The organism is Gordonia humi (assembly GCF_014197435.1).
GTDB lineage: Bacteria > Actinomycetota > Actinomycetes > Mycobacteriales > Mycobacteriaceae > Gordonia > Gordonia humi.
In genome coordinates, this window is record NZ_JACIFP010000001.1 from 3,845,079 (window position 1) to 3,861,826 (window position 16,748).

The 16,748-nt window shown below is 67.5% G+C and carries 17 protein-coding genes and 2 tRNA genes; 10 read left to right on the forward strand and 9 right to left on the reverse strand.

Annotated elements, in window-relative coordinates; genetic code table 11:
• Positions 1 to 2: 2 nt before the first annotated feature.
• Positions 3 to 800, reverse strand: coding sequence for an enoyl-CoA hydratase-related protein (locus BKA16_RS17690; RefSeq protein ID WP_183371909.1), 798 nt, complete (start codon positions 798 to 800; stop codon positions 3 to 5).
• A 179-nt stretch (positions 801 to 979) separates the two neighbouring features.
• Here BKA16_RS17690 and BKA16_RS17695 point away from each other — a divergent pair, with 179 nt between their 5' ends.
• A complete protein-coding gene (locus BKA16_RS17695) occupies positions 980 to 2,155 on the forward strand; it encodes a TetR/AcrR family transcriptional regulator (RefSeq protein WP_246371811.1) in 1,176 nt (391 codons plus the stop codon).
• Positions 2,156 to 2,161: 6 nt separating this feature from the next.
• Here the strand turns inward: BKA16_RS17695 and BKA16_RS17700 are convergent, their stop codons facing one another.
• Positions 2,162 to 2,848, reverse strand: coding sequence for a hypothetical protein (locus BKA16_RS17700; protein WP_183371910.1), 687 nt, complete (start codon positions 2,846 to 2,848; stop codon positions 2,162 to 2,164).
• A gap of 149 nt (positions 2,849 to 2,997) precedes the next feature.
• Between BKA16_RS17700 and BKA16_RS17705 the strand changes: the two genes are divergently transcribed.
• Positions 2,998 to 3,070: transfer RNA gene (locus tag BKA16_RS17705), tRNA-Asn, on the forward strand.
• Between the two features lie 68 nt (positions 3,071 to 3,138).
• Here the strand turns inward: BKA16_RS17705 and BKA16_RS17710 are convergent.
• Entirely contained in the window at positions 3,139 to 4,158 is a 1,020-nt protein-coding gene (locus BKA16_RS17710) for an AraC family transcriptional regulator (protein WP_183371911.1), read from the reverse strand.
• Between the two features lie 129 nt (positions 4,159 to 4,287).
• On the opposite strand from BKA16_RS17710, the gene BKA16_RS17715 reads away from it, so the two are divergent.
• The 6 genes from BKA16_RS17715 to BKA16_RS17740 all read left to right on the forward strand — a co-directional run bounded on the left by BKA16_RS17715 (position 4,288) and on the right by BKA16_RS17740 (position 8,978).
• The gene (locus BKA16_RS17715) at positions 4,288 to 4,785 is read left to right on the forward strand and encodes a 2,4'-dihydroxyacetophenone dioxygenase family protein (RefSeq protein ID WP_183371912.1); all 498 of its coding nucleotides are present in this window, start codon (positions 4,288 to 4,290) and stop codon (positions 4,783 to 4,785) included.
• Positions 4,786 to 4,818: 33 nt separating this feature from the next.
• Positions 4,819 to 6,387 carry a long-chain-fatty-acid--CoA ligase gene (locus BKA16_RS17720; protein WP_183371913.1) on the forward strand — a complete coding sequence of 523 codons (1,569 nt, stop codon included), beginning with the start codon at positions 4,819 to 4,821 and terminating at the stop codon, positions 6,385 to 6,387.
• Positions 6,388 to 6,609: 222 nt separating this feature from the next.
• A complete protein-coding gene (locus BKA16_RS23945; RefSeq protein WP_183371914.1) occupies positions 6,610 to 7,149 on the forward strand; it encodes an Ltp family lipoprotein in 540 nt (179 codons plus the stop codon).
• A gap of 437 nt (positions 7,150 to 7,586) precedes the next feature.
• Positions 7,587 to 8,081, forward strand: coding sequence for an FBP domain-containing protein (locus tag BKA16_RS17730; protein WP_183371915.1), 495 nt, complete (start codon positions 7,587 to 7,589; stop codon positions 8,079 to 8,081).
• A gap of 224 nt (positions 8,082 to 8,305) precedes the next feature.
• Complete coding sequence (locus BKA16_RS17735; RefSeq protein WP_183371916.1) at positions 8,306 to 8,710, forward strand: DUF302 domain-containing protein; 405 nt, start codon at positions 8,306 to 8,308, stop codon at positions 8,708 to 8,710.
• A gap of 10 nt (positions 8,711 to 8,720) precedes the next feature.
• On the forward strand, positions 8,721 to 8,978 hold the full coding sequence (locus BKA16_RS17740; RefSeq protein ID WP_183371917.1) for a metal-sensitive transcriptional regulator: 258 nt from the start codon (positions 8,721 to 8,723) through the stop codon (positions 8,976 to 8,978).
• Between the two features lie 111 nt (positions 8,979 to 9,089).
• Here the strand turns inward: BKA16_RS17740 and BKA16_RS17745 are convergent, their stop codons facing one another.
• Complete coding sequence (locus tag BKA16_RS17745) at positions 9,090 to 10,166, reverse strand: flavin-containing monooxygenase (protein WP_343067491.1); 1,077 nt, start codon at positions 10,164 to 10,166, stop codon at positions 9,090 to 9,092.
• Positions 10,167 to 10,294: 128 nt separating this feature from the next.
• Here BKA16_RS17745 and BKA16_RS17750 point away from each other — a divergent pair, with 128 nt between their 5' ends.
• On the forward strand, positions 10,295 to 10,888 hold the full coding sequence (locus BKA16_RS17750; protein ID WP_183371919.1) for a TetR family transcriptional regulator: 594 nt from the start codon (positions 10,295 to 10,297) through the stop codon (positions 10,886 to 10,888).
• Complete coding sequence (locus BKA16_RS17755) at positions 10,885 to 12,558, forward strand: MDR family MFS transporter (protein WP_183371920.1); 1,674 nt, start codon at positions 10,885 to 10,887, stop codon at positions 12,556 to 12,558. The genes BKA16_RS17750 and BKA16_RS17755 overlap by 4 nt, the downstream gene beginning before the upstream one ends.
• 82 nt (positions 12,559 to 12,640) lie before the next feature.
• Here BKA16_RS17755 and BKA16_RS17760 read toward each other — a convergent pair whose 3' ends face one another.
• From BKA16_RS17760 to BKA16_RS17780, 5 genes are all read right to left on the reverse strand, one after another.
• A complete protein-coding gene (locus tag BKA16_RS17760; RefSeq protein WP_183371921.1) occupies positions 12,641 to 14,017 on the reverse strand; it encodes an ABC transporter permease in 1,377 nt (458 codons plus the stop codon).
• A complete protein-coding gene (locus BKA16_RS17765) occupies positions 14,014 to 14,769 on the reverse strand; it encodes an ABC transporter ATP-binding protein (RefSeq protein ID WP_183371922.1) in 756 nt (251 codons plus the stop codon). The genes BKA16_RS17760 and BKA16_RS17765 overlap by 4 nt, the downstream gene beginning before the upstream one ends.
• A gap of 89 nt (positions 14,770 to 14,858) precedes the next feature.
• Positions 14,859 to 15,503 carry a response regulator transcription factor gene (locus tag BKA16_RS17770; RefSeq protein WP_183371923.1) on the reverse strand — a complete coding sequence of 215 codons (645 nt, stop codon included), beginning with the start codon at positions 15,501 to 15,503 and terminating at the stop codon, positions 14,859 to 14,861.
• Positions 15,500 to 16,669, reverse strand: a complete 1,170-nt coding sequence (locus tag BKA16_RS17775) for a histidine kinase (protein WP_183371924.1) — start codon at positions 16,667 to 16,669, stop codon at positions 15,500 to 15,502. The genes BKA16_RS17770 and BKA16_RS17775 overlap by 4 nt, the downstream gene beginning before the upstream one ends.
• A 1-nt stretch (position 16,670) precedes the next feature.
• Positions 16,671 to 16,745, reverse strand: a tRNA-Ile gene (locus BKA16_RS17780).
• Between the last annotated feature and the right edge of the window lie 3 nt (positions 16,746 to 16,748).

The following is a 16,748-nucleotide window of genomic DNA, read 5'->3' on the forward strand; positions in this document are numbered from 1 at the left end:
AGTCAGTGTTTGGCGAATCCGGCGAGGATCTGTTGGAACTGCGGCGACTGCAGGAGTGCGGTCTGACCGGCGATCTCGCGGGCGATCGCCTCGTCGTACCCGCCGAGCGAGTGCGCGTCGAGTGCGGACTTGGTCGTCTTCAGCGCCTCGGGAGAGGCTCGGAGCAGTCGTCCGAGCGCACGATCGACCTGAGCGGAGAGTCCCTCCTCGTCGTCGGCGACGGCGGTGAGCAGTCCCGCATCGAAGGCGTCGGCGGCCGGCAGCTTCTCCCCCAGCAAGGCCATCGCATTGGCTCGCGCGCGGCCGAGCGAGGCGGTGAAGAGCGCCGACGCACCGCCGTCGGGCATCAACCCGATGTTGACGAACGCCAGCAGGAAGTACGAACGAGCCGTCGCGTAGACGAGATCGCAGGCCACGGCCAGGGATGCGCCGATTCCGACGGCCGGACCGTCGACGGCCGCGACGACCGGAACCCGCAGCGAACGGACCGCGCCGATCAGGTTCGACCCGTTCTCGATGATGCCGCGCGCCTGTGACTCGTCGAAACCGCCGCCGGCCGCGGCGTCGTCCGCCATGCCGGCGACGTCGGCGCCCGCGCAGAACGATCCGCCCCGCCCCGAGATCACGACTGCGCGGATGTCCGTCCGCGCCGCCCACTCGTGACACACGGTGATGAGTCGGGCTGACGCCGCGCCGTCGAGAGCATTCATCTGCGCGGGCCGATCGATCTCCAACCGAGCGACGCCGTTCTCGTCGACACCGTCCCTGACACCGTCGATACATCCGGTCTGCAAGCTCATCACACCTCGAATCGGATACACGCCCGTTTGCGAACTGCCCACACAGTACCACCGGAAGTGATCGAACTCATGCGAACATTCATTAACTTTATTAGAGCATAAGTTTTCTTCACCTGGTGATAACATGAATATTGGCGTTGATCATGAAGTTCATCGGCCATTCGATAGCATGGACTGCCATGACTGCCCGACCATCGCCGACACCGCGGACACGCACTCGGCCCGCCGATCGTCGCGAGATGGTGCTCAAAACCGCATCGGACGCGTTCGGCGCACGCGGGTACGCCGCGACACGACTGATCGACATCGCCGATGAGGTCGGGATCTCGGCTCCGGCCCTGTATCGACACTTCCCCACCAAGTACGACCTGTTCGCCGCGGCGGTCGACCGACTGTCCGAGGACGTGAGCACCGCCGTCGCCGAGGTGACCGCATGCGACGATCCCCGCGACGAACTGCGCGCGGTACTCGCCGCATTCACCGAGACCTTCCTCGATCACCGGGTGTCGGGGAATCTGTACCGCTGGGAGCAGCGCGTTCTCCGTGAGCCCGATCGGGTCCGGACCCGCGAGGCGCGCATCGGCCTGCACCGTCGACTGCGGTCGCTGATCGAAGCGGCTCGTCCGGGCCTCGTGCGACCGTCGGCCGATCTGTTGACGGTCGCCGCACTCTCGGTGGCCGCGAGTCCGGCGACGCATCGGGTGACGATGCCGCGACGCGCGGCGACCGATCTCGTCGCGGGGGCCGCGATGACGCTTCTCGACGTCGACCTCCCCGCCCCGACGCCGACCCCCGCCGAGAGTCCGGGCCTGGTTCCGGCCGGACGTCGCGAATCGATCCTGGCGGCCGCCGTCGCTCTGTTCGCCCACGAGGGCTTCCACGAGGTGACCGTCGAGGACATCGGCGCCGCGGTCGGGTTGCCCGCGTCGGGGGTGTATCGACACTTCTCGTCGAAGTCCGCGATCCTCACCGCGTCGCTGTGGCGCACCGCGGACCGGACGACCGACGCGGTCGCGTCCGCGCTGGCCCGCGCTCAGACCCCCGAGCAGGCGCTGTTCTCGCTCGCGAGCAGTTACAGCACACTCTGTGTCGACGACCCCGACATCATGTCGGTCTACCTGTCGGGCACGGGATCACTGCCGGACGACGAACTCCGTGCGCTGCGGCGACAGCAGCGCACCACCGTCGACGAATGGGCGACGTGGGTGGTCCGCGCGCGGCCCGACCTGACCGCCCCGGCCGCGCGGTTCCTCGTCCACGCGAGTCTCAACCTGGCCGGCGACCTCGTGATCGGCCGCCCCGACGTCGATGCGCCGACTGTCGCGGCCGCGTCGGCCGCCGTCCTGCTGGGCTGAATCGGTTCAGATCACATCGAGGTCGGACACCAGCCATCGCCCGCCCTCGCGGGTCAGGGTCAGTTTCACCCGCGACGGATAGGGACCGTCCCCGGTGCCGAGCGCCGGCGCTTGCGGACTGGTCACCGTGTTGTCCAGGGCCACCAGGACGACGGCCTCGTTCGGGGTGATCGACACGATCCCCGCGGTCTCGGCACTGCCCTTCGACGACGCCTGGACCGCGTCGTTGCCTTTGCGCGCCTCCTGAGACGACGTGATGTACCGGTCGGCGAACGCCGGCGTCGAGATCTCTCGGATGCGCCGATCCAGGTCGTCGTACTTGCCGGTGTCGTACGTCAGCATCTGCGCCGCATACTCCTTCGCGTCGCGCAGCGCACCCGCCCGGTCGAGATCGCCGGAGTCGTCGTCGGTCCCGGAGAACGCGAGGTATCCGAACACCGCGGTCGTCACGGCGAGTACGACGACGAGGGCCGCCAGCACACCGACGAGGGTCCGGCCCGCACCGCGGTCGCCGACCCGGCCGGTGCCCGTGGCGTCGGAGTCGTCACCGGCGGGCTCCTCGTCGAGGTTCGTCGCCTCCTCGACGTTCTTCGCAGCCTCTCCGGCGCGGATCTGTTCGCGCCGCGCACGATTGGCCGCGAGGAAGTCATCGCCGTCGAGAGAGGTCGGCTCGTCGCCGGGAGTTGTGGCCATGCGCCCCAATGTAGCGGTCACCGACGGCCCCACCCGCCGCAGCCTCGTCGACCATCCCCCGGCGGGCACGGCGAATATCGCCCTGAGCAGACGTTTTGCATCGATCTGGATCCATGGGCTAGAGTTTCATCTCGGTTCGGAAAGAGCAATCCCCCATAGCTCAATTGGCAGAGCAGCCGACTGTTAATCGGCAGGTTATTGGTTCGAGTCCAATTGGGGGAGCATCAGAAGCCCCGCAGTCGTCTGCGGGGCTTCTTACGTTTCTCCGCCCGATCGCGGGTCGATCGCCCTCACAACGGCTCCGCACGAGGTGCGAGCGCGCGCAGCGCGGCACGCTGAGCCTTGGGGGTGCACCCGAACCATCGCTTGCAGCTTCGGGTGAACGTGCTCTGCTCGGAATACCCGAGTTGCTGCGCGATCTCGGCGACCGACAAGTCGACTCGCGGCAGCAGGTCGATCGCGGTCTCCCGGCGTGAATCGTCCACGAGTTGTTCGAAACTGGTGCCCAGTTCCCGGAGTCGGCGCTGCAGCGTGCGCGGATGCGTCATGAGAGCACCTGCGACCGTCGACAGATCGGCTCGGCCGAGCGGTATCAGTTTCTCGACGAGTTCGTGGACGTGCTCATCGATGTCGAGATGACGATGCTGGCCGCCGAGGAAGCGCTGAGCGAGCGCGTGAGCCTGGTCGTCGCCGCCCTCGATCCGTTGCCGTAGCACGCTCGTCGGGAATGTCAGAGAGTTGAACTCTTCGCCGAAGGACGTCGGCGCCCCGAAATAGTCGAGATAGACGTCGGTGTCGGACATCCGTCGATGCTGGAACGTGACCCGCTCCGGCCGGAAGCGACGACCGGCCAGCATCTCGAACATCCCCAGGATGACCCCGAGCGCCAACTCGTGCAGATGGGCCCGATAGGACAGCCGTGCGAGCGTGATGGTGAAGGTGAACGTCGACGTCCGGCCGGTGGTGAACATGTCCGCTCGGATAGCCGGACTGTAGGTGTGCAGATATTTGATGACCCCCAACAGCCCGGCCTCGACCGTGTCCGCATTGCGAGCGAGCACCGCGATCGGCCCCATCATCTCCAGACTCTGCACACGGGCGACCCGCAGACCGAGATCGGTGATGCCGAGCACCTCCGACGCCCGGCCCACCAGGGCCGTCAACGAGCTGTAGGTGATGAACCGGTTGTAGTCCCCGACGACTCCGGCGGGAACGCCCGCCCACGCCATCAACTCCTCGGCGTCCCCGCCGTGCTGTCCAATCAGTTCCGGGATGTTGATCAGACCAGACGCTCGCACCAGATCACCCATGTCGTCAAGTGTCAAAACATTGTCGCAACATGTCAAGAGTTTCCCTCGGATCGATGTGACGATGGACACGTGAAGCCCAGTCGATCACGACTGTGCAGACACACAGAACCACGAGATCCAGGAGAATCCATGACCACGACATTCGACGTTCCGCTCGCTCTGACCATGCAGACCAACGACACCCCGTGGGCGCGCGACGTCCTCGCTCCGGGCCTGTCGATCCAATTGCCGGTCGCCGACATCGAAGGCGGCTTCCTCGTCGTCAATACGCGCTTCGCGCCCGGTACGGTGCTACCCACCCACCTGCACACCGGAGCCGTCCACGGGTACACGACGAAGGGCAGCTGGCACTACCGTGAGTACGGCGCGGCCTCGATGAACACGCCCGGGTCGTACATCTACGAGCCGGCCGGTTCGACCCACACGCTCGTCGCCAGTACGGAAGAGGTCACCGAAGCGCTCTTCATCATCCACGGAGCGTTCCTCAACTACGACGAGGACGGAAACTACGTCGGCCACTTCGACGCCGCGGTCACTCGCAAGGTGTATGTCGACACGCTCGAACAGCAGGGGGACGAGATCCCCGACTTCGTCATCGGCGGCAACTGCACCTACGGGCGTCGCTGACCGGATCGCCGGGCCGGATCACGAGGAGGAATTGTGACGCACGAGAATATCGCCGCCGCACTCGACCGAGCCGAGCAGTTGTTCGGCGACGCCGAGGCGGTCGTCGACGGCGACCTGCGTTGGACCTATGCGGAGTTGGCCCAGCGAGTGCGATCGTTCGACGGCGCACTGGACGGATTCGGCCTGGCGAAGGGCGACGTCGTGGGAATGCTGGCGCACAACAGTGCAGCTCACGTCGTGGCCTGGCTCGGTGTGCCGCGCAGCGGCCGAGTGCTCAACGAGATCAACACCCGACTCGCGCCCGCCGAGCTCGCATTCATCATCGACGACTCGTCGACGCGGGTGCTCATCGTCGACGATGCGTTCCTGGACGTCGGCCGAACGCTGCTGGCGGAGAGCTCCGACGTGGACCGGCTCGTCTACGCAGGCCGCGGCGAGTGTCCCGACGACTGTGCCAGTCTCGTCGAGATGACTCGATCCGATCGCGAGCCGCGACCGCTCGTCGTCGGCGGCGACGACGTCGCGGGCGTCTTCTACACCGGCGGCACCACGGGCCGGCCGAAGGGAGCACTGCTGAGTCACTCGAACCTGGTGGCCAATGCGAAACACGCGCTGATCAACCTCGGGTACACCGAACACGACCGTTATCTACACGCCGGGCCGATGTTTCATCTCGCGGACGGCGCCTCGACGGTCGCGCTGACCTGGGTCGGCGGCACGCACGTGATCATGCCCGGATTCGCACCGCGCCCGTGGTTGGAACTCGTCGAGGCGGAACGCGTGTCGCGCGCCATGCTGGTCCCGACGATGATCAGCATGCTCCTCGCCGACGGGGTGCCGGACGACATCGACATCAGCTCACTCGACTCCGTGCTCTACGGCGCTTCGCCGATGCCTCAAACGGTCCTCGCCGAGGCGTTCGACAGACTCGGATGCGACCTGTGCCAGGTGTACGGCATGACCGAGGGATCGCCGATCATCACCTTCATGACGCACGAGGACCACCGGCGCGGTCTGACCGACGACGATCCGGTGGCCCGCACCCGCCTTCGCTCCGCCGGACGGCCCGTCGTCGGTGTCGATCTGGAGATCCGGGACGCGGCCGGTGCCTCCGTCCCCGCCGGTCAGGTCGGCGAGATCGTGGTCCGAGGCGCCAACATCATGCTCGGCTACCTCAACCGGCCCGAGGAGACCGCCGAGGTCCTGCCCGGTGACGGGTGGTACCACAGCGGTGACATGGGGTACGTCGACGACGGCGGGTACGTCTTCGTGGTCGACCGCCTGAAGGACATGATCATCAGCGGCGGTGAGAACGTCTATTCCACCGAGGTCGAGAACGCCCTGTACCGTCACCCCGACGTCCAAGAGGTCGCGGTCTTCGGAATTCCGGACCCACGGTGGGGTGAGGCCGTGCACGCGGTCGTTCTGATGCGTTCGGGCAGCGTCACGACGGGAGACGACCTGCGTTCGCACGCTCGCGAGCTGATCGCGGGCTACAAGGTTCCGCGAGTGGTCCATCTGACACCCGATGCTCTGCCTAAATCCGGTGCCGGCAAGATCCTCAAGCGGAACCTGCGAGACCAGTACTCCGGCTCGCACTGATGGGCCACCCGGCACAGCTCACGCAGTCAATGGCCTCGACCTCGCGGTCGAGGCCATTGGTCTTCCCACACGCCACCCGGTGCCGTCGATGGCCCGGCGTCCACTGTTCGGGTGAAATTCCACCGTCGTCGTACCGTTCGTCGAACGATGCGATCGCCCGGTAGTTACCATTTCCCGGGGCTTGTCACACCGTCGATCGCCCCGCCGACCGAAGGTGCCGCCATGATGAACCGTCCGATCCGATGCGCCGCTTCGGTGTTCGCCGCGGCCTTCGCCGCGCTCGGCGTCGCGTCGTGCGGCAGTGACACGGGCACGGCGGCGATGCCGAGCACGGTGACCGTGACCGCGACGACGACCGAAACGATCACCGCGCGGCCGCGGTCCACCGAGCGCGCCGCACCGACGGCGAGCACCACGACCGAGGCCGTCGAGGCGACGACCCGAACGCCCGCTCGGACGACGTCCGCCGACGCGATGAGCGCGTCACGACGCAACGCGGTACAGAAGGGCCGCGACTATCTCGACATGTCGGCGTTCTCGCGACAGGGGCTCATCGAACAGCTCGCCTACGAAGGATTCACTGAGAGCGACGCGACCTTCGCCGTCGACTCTCTGTCCCCGAACTGGACGCAGCAGGCGAAGAAGAAGGCGGCCGAATACATGGAGATGACCGCCTTCTCCCAGCAGGGCCTCGTCGAACAACTCGTCTACGAGGGTTTCAGCCAGGCACAGGCCGAGGCCGGTGCGGCCAGCCAGTTCTGAGACCGTCACGCGCGCGGAGCGATCGGCGCCCCACCGCCGGAACGGATCCACCGGGGACGTGGTCGGCCCGTCGACAACGCCGACATTCCGTGTCGCGACCGTCAGTCCTCGACCGTTCGCGACAGCACCGAGGAAGCGGATCCACCACCGGCGACGTTCGTCCGGCATCGAGTCCGCCCCGGACCCTCGCATGGTCCGACGGCCGCGATCGATCAGGTGATCCCGCCCTCGGTACGCGGCGAGTGACGCCGATCGACGACGATTCCGGTCGACAACCGCGCCACCGCGCCCCTACCCTGGTCACCGTGACCTCACGAATGCAAGGAGTCGTCGGCGCCCATCGCGCCGCATCGAGATGACCGCGCCCCGCAGCCGATCCACGGTGATCGGCCGCTGCAGCGTTCCCTCATCCCCTTGACATCAGAAGGTCATTCGCCATGCGCACCCCCACTCAGAAGCAGATCCTGTCCGCGTTCCGCGGCGCCACCAAGAGCGAGATCTCGAAGGTCACGTTCCCATCCGACTTCGCCGACATCGACTTCAGCCGCCGCGAGTTCTACGGCTGGCGCGACGCGAAGATGCCACGCCGGGCGTATGTCGTCGTCGAACGCGACGACGAGTTCGTCGCCCTGCTCCTCAACCGTTCCGAGGCCAAGCCGCGCCGTCGAGCCATGTGCTCGTGGTGCCGCGACGTCGACATCACCGAGGACGCGCTGCTCTACACGGTGCGCCGCGCCGGAGCACGCGGCCGCAAGGGCGACACGCTCGGCATCCTGGTCTGCGAGGACTTCAACTGTCCGAAGCACGCACGTAAGCTGCCTCCCGCCTATCACAAGGGCACCGACGTCGACGCGATCCGCGAACAGCAGGTCGCCGACATGGAACGGCGTGTGCAGACGTTCGTCTCCGAGGTGCTCTCCACTCAGGAGTGACGCTCTGCCCGCGATCACTGATACGCGAATGTGGTCGCGGGCGGAATCCGTCGCAGGGCGCGCGGCGATCACCGCGCCGCGCGCCCGAGCGGCGTGGTGGTGCGACGAGACGGCATTCCGCCCCTGCTCCCCGAGGGTTGACGCAGCGGAAAACCGGCATCCCCCCAGGGGGATATGCGATACTGGAGGAGCGACACAGAGCCCGTCCGAGAGGAGCACCCGAAATGCCCGACTTCACGCTGTCCGCCACCGTCCCGACGCCGTACGACCAGACCGTCGCCGACGTGCGCTCCGCACTCGCCGACGCAGGTTTCGGCGTCCTGACCGAGATCGACATCAAGGCCACCCTCAAGACCAAGATCGACGTCGACGTCGCGCCGAAGATCATCCTGGGCGCGTGCCGGCCGCAACTGGCCCATGCCGCCCTGACCGCCGACCCACGCGTCGCGTCGTTGCTTCCCTGCAACGTCGTGGTCAGCGCGAACGACGACGGATCGTCACTCGTGGAGATCATGGACCCCGGCGTCATGGAGGAGTTCACCGGAACGGCGGCACTGGGCCCGATCGCGGCGGATGCGCGCACCCGCCTGTCCGGAGTCCTCGACGCCCTGACCTCGACCGCCCGCTAGAGTCGCGACGATGCAACTCCCCGCCGACGACGTCAGACCGATCCTCACCCGCCTGCGCCGCGCGCACGGTCATCTCGCAACGGTGATCCACATGCTGGATGAGGGCGCCGAATGCGAGGACGTCCTGCCCCAACTCGCCGCCGTCGACAAGGCCCTGCGTCGCAGCGGCTACGCGATGGTCGCGACCGGCCTCGAACACTGTCTGACGACCGAACCCGACAACGTCGATCAGGACAAGCTCGAGAGACTGTTCCTCTCGTTCGCGTAGACCCGTCGGAATCCGACTACGGGCGCGATCGACCGAACACGCCCGCGGTATCGGTTCGCGCGCCCCGTCCGACACGGAGCGCGAACCGACGCCCGCGGCGTGAGACTCGAGTCAGCGCGACGAGATCGCGCGATCGCGTCGTTCGGTGGCCAGCATCGCCTCCCGCGCGGCACGCCGACCGGCGCGCGTCGCGCCGAGCGTCGAGGCGCTTCGCCCGTAGCCGACGAGGAACAGTCCCGGCGCCTTGACGACGCTCACATCGTCGTCGGCCATGAGCACACCACCGGTACGTTCCCGAATACCCAGTGGTGCGAGATGTCCGAGCGAGGCGCGGAATCCGGTGGCCCACAGGATCACGTCCACGCGCTCATGAGTGCCGTCGGCGAAGTCGACGCCGTCGTCGGTCAACGCCCGGACCGGTCCGCGCGAGACGAGCACACCCCGGTCGATGGCGTCGAGCACGGCGGGCGAGGTCGGCAGGCCGGTCTCGGCGACGACGCTGCGCGGCCGCAGTCCGGCGCGAGTGCGGGCGGCCACACGCATCTCCACCTCTCGACCGGCGTTCGTGTCGAACGGACAGTCTCGCCACCGCGGCGGCGTCCGCGTGGACCACAGCGTGTCGACGCCGCTCTCGTCGAACAACATGACGAACTGGATCGCCGAGATTCCACCGCCCACCACGAGCACGCGCCGCCCCACGAAGTCGGTCGGCGTCGTGAAGTCTCGGGTGGTGAGCTGACGACCGCCGAAGCGGCCCGGATACCAGGGCACATACGGTCGGTCCCACGTCCCGGTCCCCGACACCACGGCGCCGGCGAGGTACACGCGCGTCGCACCGTCGGGCCCGTCGGCCGTCACTCGGAACCGGGCGTCGCCGTCGTCGACCGTCTCGACCGACCGCACGCGCCACGGCCGCTGCACCTTCAACGACTTCTCGTTCTCGTAGCGGCCGTAATAGCGCTTGACCACCTCCCGCGCCGGCTCCGCCGGATCTGCCGGACCGATTGCCGAATCGGGCAGATCATGCAGTCCGTTGACATGATCGAATGTCAGCGCGTCCCACCGGTGGCTCCATGCACCGCCCGGGGTCGGGTTGGCGTCGAGGACCTCCATGTCCACGCCGGGCGTCAGACCCGCGCGGACGAGGAAGTACGCCGCGGACAAGCCGGCCTGTCCCGCCCCGATCACAACGACCCGTCGGTGTCGCACTGGTGGATTCACGTCGATGACAACTCGCCGACGGGCGCGGTCATTCCTTCACGTCTTGTCGATCACATTCACTGGTGCAATATTTGCACTCGTGCAATACTGCACTAGTGCAAGTTTCTCAGCCATCCCTTCGCGAGCGCCAACGTCTCGAAACGCTGACTCGTCTGCACGATGCGGCCCTCGACCTCGTTCAGGAGAACGGCCTCACCGAGACGACGGTCAGCGCCATCGCCGACCGCGCGGGCGTCTCGCGCCGTACCTTCTTCAACTACTTCGCGTCCAAAGAGGACGCGGTCCTGGGCGCCGGGGCCCCAGCCCTCCCTCCGGACTCCGTCGACCACCTGTTGGACGTCCCGGGCCAGCTCGAACGTGCCGTTCGGATCGTGTTCGCAACCGCGTCGAGCATCCGACACGTCCGGAACAGGCCGGCCGATCGACGCGCTCTCGTGCTCGTTCACCCCGAACTGCAACTCCGTAGCCAGCACCACGCGATCGCAGCCCAAGACCTGATCGCCAAGGCGCTGGCCGAGCGCTACGACGACGGCGACGACCTGGACCGTGCGATGTCGCTCATCATGCTCGCGACCGCGATCATGCGCTTCTCCTACACCCGTGACCCCGATTCGATCGACGACCCGACCCGCCCCGCGGTCGCCGAATCGATCACCGTCTTTCGAAACACCCTCAAGGACCTCACATGACGACCTCCGTAGAGACACGCCCCGCCACGGGCATGTCTCAGAAGAACATCATCCTGCTGTTCATCGGCCTGATGGTCACGATGCTGCTGGCATCGCTCAACCAGACCGTGCTCTCCACCGCGCTCCCGACGATCGTGGGCGAGCTCAACGGCGTCGATCAGATGACATGGGTCATCACCGCCTACATCCTCGCGATGACGATCGTGATGCCCGTCTACGGCCGCATCAGCGACCTGCTGGGACGCAAACCGGTCATCCTGTTCGCCATCACGGTGTTCATCGCCGGATCCGTCGTCGGCGCACTCGCCGGAAACATCATGTGGCTGATCGTCGCCCGTGTCATCCAGGGTCTGGGCGGCGGCGGTCTGATGATCCTCGCGCAGGCGGCCATCGCCGACGTCGTCTCCCCGCGCGATCGCGGGCGTTACATGGGATTCATGGGCGCGGTCTTCGCCGTGGCATCCGTCGCCGGGCCGCTGCTCGGCGGCTGGCTCACCGAGGGACCGGGCTGGCGCTGGGCGTTCTGGCTGAACGTCCCGCTCGGCGCACTCGCCATCGTCGCGACCATCGCCTTCATGCGCATCCCGAAGCCGCAGCACGACGAACGTCCACGCCTGGACTTCGAGGGCATGGCCCTCATCGCACTCGCGACCACGGCGATCGTTCTCATCGGAACCTGGGGCGGCAGCCAGTACGACTGGGTCAGCCCGCAGATCATCGTCCTGATCGTCGCCGCCGTCGTCCTCGCCGTCGCATTCGTGTTCGTCGAGAAGCGCGCTCAGATGCCGATCATCCCGATGCAACTGTTCTCGCGCCGCAACTTCACGCTCACCACGATCGCCGCGCTCATGGTCGGCATCGCGATGTTCGGAACCCTGGGCTACATGCCGACCTACATCCAGATGGTGACCGGCGTCGACGCCACCGTGGCCGGCCTGTACATGACGCCGATGATGGGCGGTCTGCTGGTCACCTCGATCATCTCCGGGCAGATCGTCTCGCGGACCGGCCGCTACAAGGTGTTCACGCTCGCCGGCGCCGTGGTGATCGGCCTGGGTCTGTGGCTCCTGTCGTCGATGCATCCGCAGACGCCGAACTGGCAGATGTGCGTCTACCTGGGGGTGTTCGGCATCGGCATCGGCCTGATCATGCAGATCCTCACCCTGATCGTTCAGAACGAGTTCCCGGGAGCGTTCGTGGGAACCGCCACGGCGGCGAACAACTACTTCCGCCAGGTCGGTGCGACGCTCGGCTCCGCCGTCGTCGGCTCCATCTTCACCTCGCGTCTGATCTCGCTGCTCAGCGACCGCGTCCCGCAGGGCGACGGAGGCGGTCTCGGCGGAGGCGGCGAGAAGAACCTGACGCCGTCGCTGGTCAACTCGTTGCCCGACGCGATCCGAGGCCCGGTCGTCGAGTCGTACAACGACGCGCTGCTGCCGATCTTCCTGTTCTTCGTGCCGCTGGCGGTGATCGCGCTGATCGTCATGGCGTTCGTCGACGAGAAGCCGCTGTCGACCAAGGTCCGCGGCGAAGCGGAGGTCGAAGGACTCGGCGAGGGCCAGGTACTCCCCGAACCGTTCGAGATCTCCGAGCCCGCCACGACGGGAGAGACCGCCGATGAGACGGCGGCCGCGCCCCGCAGGGAGAAGGGCGATCCGGTCGACGCCTGATCGGACCCTGCAGATCGAGCGGAGTCGAGATCCTCACGGGATCTCGACTCCGCTCGTACAGAGGGCTCGATCAGCGTCTCCGCTACGCGACCGCGAGCGCGTCCACCGGCGCGATGGCGACGGCACGGCGGCTCGGCGGCAGCGACGCGGCGATCACCAGGACGACGGTGCAGCCGACGATCGCGAGCAGTGCGGGCAGCGGCAGTCCGATCGCGAATCCGTCGGTCATCCCGCCGACCAGCGACTGCGCTCCCACCGCTCCGAGCACGATCCCGAGCAACAGCCCGAACACGACCGCCGTCCCGGACAGCGCCAACGACTCGAGGGTGATCATCGATCGGATCTGCCTGCCGGTGAAGCCCATCGCCCGCAGCATGCCGATCTCGCGAGTCCGGCCGATCACCGTGAGCGACATCGTGGAGACGAATCCGACCGCGGCGATGATCGCGGAGATCGCGATCATGGCGATCAGCACGGTCGACGTGACCGACAGCACCTGCTCGGCGTGTCGAACATCCGCGGGGGTGAGCCCCTCCCAGCTGTGCACCGATTTCGTGAGCGCCTGCATCCCACCGGCGATCGTCGTCACGAGGGTGACTCCGATGAGCAGACCGATCGTCGATCGGGTGGTGCGCTGCGGATCGCTGACGGCGTTCTTACGGGCGATGACCGCCGACGGAGACCCGCCGACCAGTCGTCCGGCGAACGCGACAAGACCGGGGACGATGCGTCCGGCACCGAGCATGACACCGACGGCCAGCACCGCGGATCCGAAGAATGCGACGACGAAGCCCGACATGCTCGCCTTCTCCCCCAGGTAGCAGGCGCCGATCAACAGCACCACGCCCCCGGCGATGAACGCCGCCGCGGCGAGGTCCCGCAACCACGATCGGACGACACGGGTGGTCCCGGAGACCGCCGCGCCCGACAGCGCCGATCTCGACCCGATGTATGTGGCGCCCACCGCGGTCCCGATCACCGCGAGCACACCGACGAACACCAGCGGAGGCAGGACGTCGTAGTGGGCCACCGGCAGTGTGCCGCGGTGCACGAGGGACACACGAAGCGCCCAGGAACCCGCCACTCCGACGACGACGCCCGCGAGGGCGCCGACCACGGCGACCTTGGCGACCGCGTTGACCAACGAGTCACGCAGCTGCCTGCTGCTGGCGCCGACCAGTCGAAGCAGACTCAGCTCCTTGCGCCGTCCCGCGATCACGGTGTCGACGCCGTTGCTGATCACCACGCCCGCCACGAAGAGTGCGATGAGGATGAACACGCTCGCCACGATGTCGAGCATCAGTCCGACGCTGCCGCCGTTCACGGTCGCCATCGTCCCGAGAATGCTCGACGCGCAGACCAGGGTCGTCGAGTACGTCGCCGACAGCGCACAGACGACGCCGACCGCGGACAGTTCACGCAGAGATCCGACGGTCAGTCGGGAGCTGGTGGCCTTCATGCCGACACCTCCTGCAGATTGATGAGGAGGTCGGAGATCTGCCTCGGATTCAGTCCCCGGTACTCGCCGACGATCCGGCCGTCGGCCAACACCAGGATCCGATCGGCGTACGACGCGGCGACCGGATCGTGCGTGACCATCGCGATCCCCTGGCCGTACTCGCGCGCCGCCGTCGTCAGCAGGGTCAGCACCTCGCGGCCGGTCCGGGTGTCGAGGGCCCCGGTCGGCTCGTCGGCGAGGATGATGGTCGGCCGTCCCGCCAGCGCCCGGACGATCGCCACCCGCTGCTGCTGTCCACCGGACAGCTCCGACGGCAGGTGTCCGAGTCGGTCGCGCAACCCGAGCGCGATCACGAGGTGTTCGATCCACGCCTCCTGATCGGCGGTCGGCTTGCGCCCGGCGAGTACGAACGGCAGGCGGATGTTCTCCTCCGCCGAGAGCGTCGGCACCAGATTGAACGATTGAAACACGAAACCGATGTTGGTACGTCGCAGAATGGTGCGGGCGGTGTCGCCGAGGCCGACGATCGGGTTCTGTCCGAGCCAGATCTGTCCCGACGTCGCCTCGTCGAGACCGGCGACGACGTTCATCAGCGTCGACTTGCCCGATCCGGACGGGCCCATGATCGCGGTGAACTCGCTGCGGCGGATGTCGACGCTGACGTCGCGGAGCGCGTGGATGGGATTGGTCGGGTCCCCGTAGGTTCGGGACACGTTTCGCAGGGTGACCGCGGGAGCGGATACGTTGTTCATGACTGCAACGCTATGGCTCTGACCTGGTCGGACACATCTGTCGCGAGGATGGTCTCGACGTACATCCTGCGATGTACGCGCCCGGACGGTCAGACCAGGTCGTGCTCGTACGCGTACACCACGAGTTGTACGCGGTCGCGCAGCCCGAGCTTGGCGAGGATCCGCGAGATGTGGGTCTTCACCGTCGCCTCCGACAGGAACTCGGCGGCGGCGATCTCCGCATTCGACAGGCCCCGCGCCGCGCACACCAGGATCTCCCGCTCGCGCGGGGTCAGCTCGCCGTACTCCGGACCGGGCCGCGAGGTGCTCCGCGCCCGGTGCCGCTCGAACAGCTGCCGCGTCGCCGAGGCCGCCACCACCTGGTTGCCGTCGGCGACGGCCCGCACCGACGCCAGCAGGAAGTCGGGTTGGGCGTCTTTGAGGACGAAGCCGCTGGCCCCCGCCTCGATGGCCGACGCGGCGGCCTCGTCGACGTCGAAGGTGGTGAGCACCAGGACACGGGGCGCGGCGTCGCCGAGTTCGCGGACCAACGACGCGGTCGCGGTGATGCCGTCCACGCCCGGCATCCGCACGTCCATGAGAATCACGTCCGGCCGATCGCGCGACACCATCTCGTTGAGCCCGAGGGCCGACGAGCACTGTGCGACGACGTCGATGTCGGGTTGGCTCTCCAGGATCATCGCGATGCCGCCGCGGAACAACGGCTGGTCGTCGACGAGGGCCACGCGGATCATGTCCGGGTTCCTTCCGTGTCGGGGATCGTCAGCTGCACGACCCAGGTGTCTCCGGACGGCTCACTCGAGACGGCGCCACCGACGTGCGCCGCGCGTTCGGTCATGCCGATGATGCCGTGACGTGCGCCGCCGGGTGCGAGCGGGGTGTCGGCGACGACGTTGCCGACGGTCAACCGGCATCCGCTCGTCCAATCGTGGTGCACGGTCACCGCGTGCGCGAGGTCGCCGTACTTGAGTGCATTGGTCAGCGATTCGGTCAGCACCGCGTGGGCCACGCGGACGCTCGCTACGGCGACGTCGTCCGCCGAACCGACCTCGGTCTCCTCGATCCGCATGCCCGCCGCACGCATCCGGTCCAGCAGTTGATCCCGGTCGTCGCGGTCGATCTCGCCGGCGGACTCGGTGCTGCGCAGCTGCTCCAGCACCGTCCGGACGTCGGCCAGTGCCTCCCGCGCGGTGTCGGCGATGACGCCGAGCGCATCCCGCGCGGCGTCCGGATTCGCGTCCAGGGTGTACTTCGCTCCCTCGGCCTGCGCGACGACCACCGCCAGCGAGTGCGCCACCACATCGTGCATGTCACGGGCCAGTCGGGAGCGCTCGGCCTGCTCGTCGTACAGGTCGAGGACGCGCCGACGCTCCAGTTCGGATATCGTCTCGCTGACCTCGGCGGCCGCGACGCTCCGACGCTGGTGCCCGACGAAACCCGCGGTCCACCCGCCCAGGACGACGACACCGGTGCCCACCGTGCCGAAGACGGTCGCCCACCCGAGGCCGCCGTCACCGGTCTGAAAGTCGCCGTACGCGTGGGGGAACACGGCGCCGGCGACGAACGAGCCGACCACCGCGACGACGAACGCGCCTCGGCGCACCCGCCGGTCCGGGTGTCCGCCGGCCGTGAAGAACATCGGCGCGTACAGCAGGGACAGCACGGTGATGTGCATGCTCGCGACTTGGATCACGGCCGACGCCACCGCCGTGGTCATCATCACGGTGGGGAGGCGCCGACGCACCAGGAGACCGAGCGCGATGAGCCCGCCGGACACCGCCATCCAGACGGTCTGCCCCTCGCTCGACGCGATGGCCACCAACACGGCCACCGCACCGACTGCGACGTCGAACACGACCGCTGAGCGGCGCAGGCTCGGCGGAGCCAACGGATCTCTCACGTGCCCCGTGTCGGGCTCGAACCGACGAATGACCGCTTTATGAGAGCGGGGCCTTAACCAACTTGGCTAACGGGGCGGA